This window comes from Orenia sp. (genome assembly GCF_055140805.1).
In genome coordinates this window covers 1-6,467 of sequence record NZ_JBSQYM010000159.1, presented here as the reverse complement: position 1 = coordinate 6,467, position 6,467 = coordinate 1, and the positions used below count along the sequence as shown (strand labels likewise).

Annotated in this window: 6 protein-coding genes; all 6 read left to right on the top strand. The window is 32.6% G+C overall.

The window, feature by feature from the left end; genetic code table 11:
* The first annotated feature begins 31 nt into the window (after positions 1 to 31).
* Positions 32 to 382, top strand: coding sequence for a substrate-binding domain-containing protein (locus ACTCDL_RS13215; RefSeq protein WP_463177613.1), 351 nt, complete (start codon positions 32 to 34; stop codon positions 380 to 382).
* A gap of 145 nt (positions 383 to 527) precedes the next feature.
* Positions 528 to 1,421 carry a phosphate ABC transporter permease subunit PstC gene (gene pstC / locus ACTCDL_RS13210; protein ID WP_463177608.1) on the top strand — a complete coding sequence of 298 codons (894 nt, stop codon included), beginning with the start codon at positions 528 to 530 and terminating at the stop codon, positions 1,419 to 1,421.
* The gene (gene pstA / locus ACTCDL_RS13205) at positions 1,418 to 2,356 is read left to right on the top strand and encodes a phosphate ABC transporter permease PstA (RefSeq protein WP_463177605.1); all 939 of its coding nucleotides are present in this window, start codon (positions 1,418 to 1,420) and stop codon (positions 2,354 to 2,356) included. Before pstC ends, pstA begins: the two co-directional genes overlap by 4 nt.
* Before the next feature lie 126 nt (positions 2,357 to 2,482).
* Positions 2,483 to 3,241 (top strand): phosphate ABC transporter ATP-binding protein PstB, encoded by a 759-nt coding sequence (gene pstB, locus ACTCDL_RS13200; protein WP_463177602.1) that lies wholly within the window; start codon positions 2,483 to 2,485, stop codon positions 3,239 to 3,241.
* Positions 3,242 to 3,262: 21 nt separating this feature from the next.
* Positions 3,263 to 3,916 carry a phosphate signaling complex protein PhoU gene (phoU, locus tag ACTCDL_RS13195; protein ID WP_463177598.1) on the top strand — a complete coding sequence of 218 codons (654 nt, stop codon included), beginning with the start codon at positions 3,263 to 3,265 and terminating at the stop codon, positions 3,914 to 3,916.
* Between the two features lie 242 nt (positions 3,917 to 4,158).
* On the top strand, positions 4,159 to 6,213 hold the full coding sequence (locus ACTCDL_RS13190) for a methyl-accepting chemotaxis protein (RefSeq protein ID WP_463177595.1): 2,055 nt from the start codon (positions 4,159 to 4,161) through the stop codon (positions 6,211 to 6,213).
* The last annotated feature ends 254 nt before the right edge of the window (positions 6,214 to 6,467 follow it).

Sequence of the window (6,467 nt, the reverse complement as noted above, 5' to 3'; positions counted from 1 at the left end):
AAGTCCTAAAAGAATAAGGATATCCTAATAAATTAGGAGGAAACTTAAACTTCAAACTTCTTTTGAAGCCTCCGTTGCTCGTCTCGGAGGTTGTTCACTACAATCATCTAATGGAGCTGTAGCTGGAACAGTTGCAGAAACAGAAGGTGCTATTGGATATGTAGGATTAGGTTATTTATCAAATAAGTTAAAAGCAATCAAGGTTAATGGTGTAGCTCCAAGTAATGCTACTGTAGCAAGTGGAGATTTTCCAATCGCTCGTCCATTATTTATGTTTACTGATGGATGGCCAGAAGGATTAACAGCTAGCTTCATTAACTTTATTTTAAGTCCAGCAGGTCAAAAGATTGCTAAAGAGCAAGGTTATGTACCATTATATTAAGAACTTGATTATTCAAATCTTGACTACTTAAATTAAATAAAAATAATTTTGGGGGAATCCCCCCCAAATTATTTTTATTTAGATAATTTAAGCACTAGACAAGATTGGGACAACCATATAAGTAATTAGTGGAGGGAGAGGTATTATGAATTTAGTACATTGGAAAACAAAAGAGAGAATAATCAAGAAACTTCTCTTTATGTTTGCTTTGTCCTCAATTTTATTTTTGACAGGAATTATAATAGTATTATTCAAGGAAGGTCTTCCTATATTCACCAAAGTAGGGTTCGGAGAGTTTTTATTTAGTAAAGACTGGTATCCAACATATGATCCAGCTGATTTTGGAACTTTAGCATTGGTTCTTGGGTCATTTGTGGTTACTATTGGAGCAATGGTGATTGCTGTACCAATTGGAATTTCGTCTTCTATTTTTATATCTTATATTTTACCTGGTAAGTATAGAACTGTAGTTAAGTCTTTAGTGGAATTATTAGCGGGTGTTCCATCTGTAGTTTATGGATTGTTTGGAATGAAGATTTTAGGACCATTTTTAAAAGACGTGTTTGGATTGCCAACAGGTTTGACAGGTCTGACTGCATCTATTATGTTAGGAATAATGGCTTTACCTACAATTATTAGTTTATCTGAGGACGCTATAAGCTCTATACCAAAGACTTTTCGGGATGCTTCATTAGCGTTAGGTGCAACAAGGTGGGAAACAATTAGTAAGGTAATTGTTCCTTCTGCTAGTTCAGGAATTGTAACAGCAATTATATTAGGAATTGGTCGAGCAATAGGAGAAACAATGACAGTATTAATGGTTGCTGGAGGAGCAGCTATAATACCAACAAATATCTTAAAGCCTCTAAGACCAATGACAGCTACTATAGCAGCAGAGATGGGAGAAGCTCCTGTAGGTAGTGAGCATTATCAGGCTTTATTTGGAATTGGTATTCTATTATTTATTATCACTTTATTCTTTAATTTCTTAGCTGATAGATTCTCCCGAAGATTTAAAAAGAAGGTGAGTGGTCAATGATGGAAAATAATGAATTGATTACAAATAACAGTATGGTTAAAAATGATCAGCTTGTTAAAGTTATTGAAAGTAATAAGAATAGATTATTTTTAAGAAAATTAAAAGAAAAATTAGTATTTGGTTTTTTTGCTTCAACCCTTGTGGCGGCATTAGGAGTTCTAGCTATAATTATCTACTTTATATTTAGTCGGGGAATAGGAGTAATTAACTGGGAGTTTATCACTGCAATGCCTAAAAACGGAATGACTGAAGGGGGGATCTTCCCTGCTATTTTAGGTTCCTTTTACTTAGTTGTAGCTTCAATATTAGTAGCTACAGTTTTTGGTGTCTTTGCAGCCATTTATATGGTTGAATATGCAGAAGAGAATAAAATAATTCATTTAATTAGAATTGGTGTAAATAATTTGGCTGGTGTACCATCAGTTGTATTTGGATTGTTTGGATTGGGGGTTTTTGTTAAGGTTTTAGGTTTTGGAGTATCTATTTTATCAGGTGCGTGTACTTTAGCTATTGTAGTTTTACCTACAATTATTAGAGCATCAGAAGAAGCACTTATGACTGTACCTGATGAATATCGTCATGCTTCCTTGGCTTTAGGAGCTACTCAGTGGCAAACTATCAAAAATGTTGTTCTACCTGCCTCTTTACCAGGAATTTTAACTGGATGTATTTTAGGTGTTGGGCGGGTTGCAGGAGAGACTGCTCCGATTATATTTACTGCTGCTACCTTTTACACTGGTAAGTTACCATCTTCTATCTTCAATGAAGTAATGGCTTTACCTTACCATATTTATGCTTTAGTAACAGCTGGGACTTCACCTAAACAGATTCCTTTAGCTTATGGAACAGCAGTTGTATTACTTTTCTTAGTAATTTCTATTAATTTAGTAGCGATTGCTTTAAGAAGCTATTATGGTAACAATAACAATAGATAAGATTTCCTTATATCAATCCAACTTTTAAAAATGGTTCTAAATACTGATAAAATATAATTTTTGTAAATTATTTATTGACGACTAAGAAATTCATAATTTTTTACCAAGTAAATGGGAGGAAGTATTATGAGCAAACATAAAATTGAAGTTAATGATTTAGATTTTTATTATGGAGATTTTCAAGCTTTAAAAGATATCTCTCTTGAAGTACCAGAAAATCAAGTAACATCATTTATTGGACCTTCTGGTTGTGGTAAATCTACTTTTTTAAGAACTTTAAATAGAATGAACGATTTAATTAAAGGTACTAAAGTTGATGGAGATATATTAATAGATGGTAGCAATATTTACAGTGAAAAGATGGATGTTGTTGAATTAAGAAAACAAATCGGTATGGTTTTCCAACATCCTAATCCTTTTCCTAAATCTATTTATGATAATGTAGCATATGGACCTAGAATTCATGGAATTAAGGATACTGAGACATTGGATAAAATTGTAGAAGAGAGTTTGAAATCTGCAGCATTATGGGATGAGGTCAAGGATAAGTTAGATTCTCCTGCTTTGGGTATTTCTGGTGGACAGAAGCAGAGATTGTGTATAGCTAGAGCATTGGCTGTAGAGCCAGAGGTGCTGTTAATGGATGAACCAACCTCAGCGTTAGATCCAATTGCTACCGGAAAGATTGAGGATTTAATTGATGAGTTAAAAGAAAAATATACAATTGTAATTGTAACTCATAGTATGCAACAGGCTGCACGTATTTCAGATCAAACAGCTTTCTTCTATATGGGGAAATTAATAGAGTATGGTCCAACAGAGAAGGTATTTGAAAATCCAGATAATAAGAAGACAGAAGATTATATCACTGGTAGATTTGGTTAATATTTAAAGGGAGGTTCAATGATGGTAAGAAGAAAGCATTTTGAACAAGATTTAGAAGAGTTAAAGAATGATGTTTTAAAGATGGGAAGTATGGTAGAAGAGAGAATTAACCAAGCAGTTAACTCTTTAGTTGAGCAGGATATCAAATTAGCTAATCATGTAATTGATAATGATGATGATTTAGATGAATATGAAGTAAAAATTGAGCAAAAATGTATCAAATTATTGGCTTTACAGCAACCTGTTGCTAAAGATTTACGGACAATAGATATGATATCTAAAATTGCCACTGATTTAGAACGCATGGGAGATTTGGCTCAAAATATTGCTATAGTAGCAAGTAAAGTAGTCGATGAAAAATTAATTAAGTCATTGATTGATTTACCACGCATGAAAGAGGTAGTAATCTCAATGATTAGAGATTCTCTAGAGGCTTTTGTTGAGTTAGATGTTGATAAAGCTAGAGAGGCTGGACTTAGAGATGATAAGGTTGATAATTTAGATAGACAGATTTTTAGAGAGTTATTGACCTATATGATGGAAGACCCTAGATCAATTAGGCAAGGGAATAATTTGATTTTTGTAAGTAGATATTTGGAGCGAACAGGGGATCATGCTACTAACATCTGTGAAAAGATTATATATATGGCAACTGCTGATTGGGTGAATTATTAAAGATAAGAGAGTCTTTTTTAGGGCTCTCTTTACTTTTATTATCTTTAATTTAAATTGATGATTTAAATTAAGTAGATAGAACTGAGATTGAATTGCTTTGTAGCTAAATATTAGATAATAATTTAATATTTATTAACAATCATATAATAATAAGTTAATATAACAATGTTATAATGATTTATATCAACTTCTATTAGATGGTAAATCATTTAAGGCAATAAGATATTAGGAGGAAAGCATTTATGAAAATCGATGCAGATAAGGAGCAAATTGATTTCAGCAGAGCCTTCAAAGCAAAGATAAAATCTTTGATAGATAAAGTAGAAATAAAAAGAATTTTTAGTAGTGGGTTAAGAAATAAATTAATTTTATTAGTATTATTGACAGCTTTAATACCAATCTTTATGTTAAGTTATTTAGAGATTATTTCTACTAAACAAACAGTTGAGGATAACTTTATAGAGTCTACTAAGCGACAGATTAAACAGGTTGATAATGAGATTGAGGTATATTTTGATATGGTAAAAGCAAGTGCTAAGATGTTATCTTTGAATCCAGCAATTAGAAAAGCAGATAGTAGTGTTACTTCTTATGTACATAAGAGTGATAAGTCTCAATTACATCCGACTCCTAAAAACAATGGAAAAGTAGAAGCAGGGATTTACGACCAATTATTTAATTATATTCAAGCTCAAAATGAAGCCTCATATAACTCTTACTCGTCCTATTCCTTTGTAGCTACTACTGATGGAGGATATGTACAATGTCCAACAGCTATAGTTGAAAGAAATTATGACCCTAGAGAGGCTCCTTATTATAAATTGGCCATGGAGAATAAAGGAGATATTGTTATTACAGAGCCGTATCAATCTATTCGAGGTATAGGTGGTAATTACTATACGATGACTGCAGCTACAACAGTGAAAAATTTTGAAGGTAAAGTTGTTGGTGTACAGGGGATTGATATTAATATAGAGGTATTAACGAATTTGATGCAGCATGTCAGTACTGGAAGTCTTGGTTATATCATCTTGACAACAGAAGATGGAACTATTCTAGGGCATCCACGCAAACCAAATGAGATGCTCTTTAAGAATATAACAGCTTTAGGTGTGGACAAGTTCAATAATATTTCTAAAATCAAAGAGGATAATTTTGAAATAAAAATGGATGGAATAGATTATTTGGCTTATATCTATACCTCGCCTAAGACTGGCTGGAAGTTTATATCTGTAATAGAGAAAAAATATTTAAGTAAGCAATTAACTCCGATTTATACTAGAATATTTTTAGTAATGATTATAACATCTATCTTGGTTATAATTATAGCGATAATATTTGCTCATAGATTGGCTTATCCAATTATTTCTGCTATTGAATTTGCTAAGAAGATAGCTCAAAAAGATCTATCTACCAAGCCTTTGACGATTAGAACTAAAGATGAAATTGGTCATTTATCTAAAGCTCTTAATGAGATGCATGGTAATCTAAAGGAGATTGTAACAGAGATGACCTCCTCTATGGACTATTTATCATCTCATAGTAATCAATTAGCTGCTTCAGCTGAAACTGGGGAATATGCTATTGAAGAAACTAATAATAATCTCAAAGAGATGGCAACAAATATAGAGAGAGTTTCTCAAATAAGTGGTCAGGTAACAGAGCTAGCTCAGCAGTCTAGTTTACAAACTATACAGGGAAATCAGAATATTAATAGGACAATTGAGAATATTGAAAGGATAAATCTATCGGTACATAATACAGTGGGTATTATTGAGGAGTTAGATTATACTTCTAAAGAGATTGATCAGATTGTTGAGATGATTAATAATATAGCTAAGCAGACCAATTTATTGGCTTTGAATGCCGCTATTGAGGCTGCTAGAGCTGGTGAAGCTGGACGTGGTTTTGCTGTTGTAGCTGATGAGATTAGAAGTTTGGCAGAAGAAACAACTAAATCAACGGCTAAAATTCATGATTTAGTAGAGACAACTCAAAAGAAAGCAGAAACAGGATTGAAAGCTATCAAAGAAGTGGAACATGAAGCTAAGGAAGGTAAACTCATTGTTCAAGAGACTGATAAGGTATTTAATCAGATTCAACAGGTAATTGAGGATACTTCTGTTCAAATTAAAGAGACATCCTCTGCTTCCCATCAATTGGCTGCAAATAGTACTGAAATTACAGGTGCAACTCAGCACATTAGGTCTATTTCTCACGAGATAGCTGGTTCATCAGAAGAGCTAGCAGAGATGTCTTCTAAATTACAACAGTTGGTTCAAGAGTTTATTATTTAGAGAATCCTTTAAAAATTCTATAAGTAACCTATTAAAATCCATGTTTAGCTACTAGCTGAGCATGGATTTTTATTTTTTAGTATTAGGCTATAGATAAATAATTTTAGAATGAAACAATAGAAGGAAAAAGCAATACTTTTAGGAATCTGGAATCAGTTATCAGGAATCTGTAAATGATACTGATTCCAGATTCCTGGTTCTTGACACGAAAGTGTCGCAATAGCTCCATTAAATTTCACCTTAGTGGCCAATTA

Excerpts from the sequence above, each read along its gene's own strand:
- pstA (WP_463177605.1), top strand. The coding sequence starts at position 1,418 with ATGATGGAAAATAATGAATTGATTACAAATAACAGTATGGTTAAAAAT.
- phoU (WP_463177598.1), top strand. The coding sequence starts at position 3,263 with ATGGTAAGAAGAAAGCATTTTGAACAAGATTTAGAAGAGTTAAAGAAT.
- pstB (WP_463177602.1), top strand. The coding sequence starts at position 2,483 with ATGAGCAAACATAAAATTGAAGTTAATGATTTAGATTTTTATTATGGA.
- ACTCDL_RS13190 (WP_463177595.1), top strand. The coding sequence starts at position 4,159 with ATGAAAATCGATGCAGATAAGGAGCAAATTGATTTCAGCAGAGCCTTC.
- pstC (WP_463177608.1), top strand. The coding sequence starts at position 528 with ATGAATTTAGTACATTGGAAAACAAAAGAGAGAATAATCAAGAAACTT.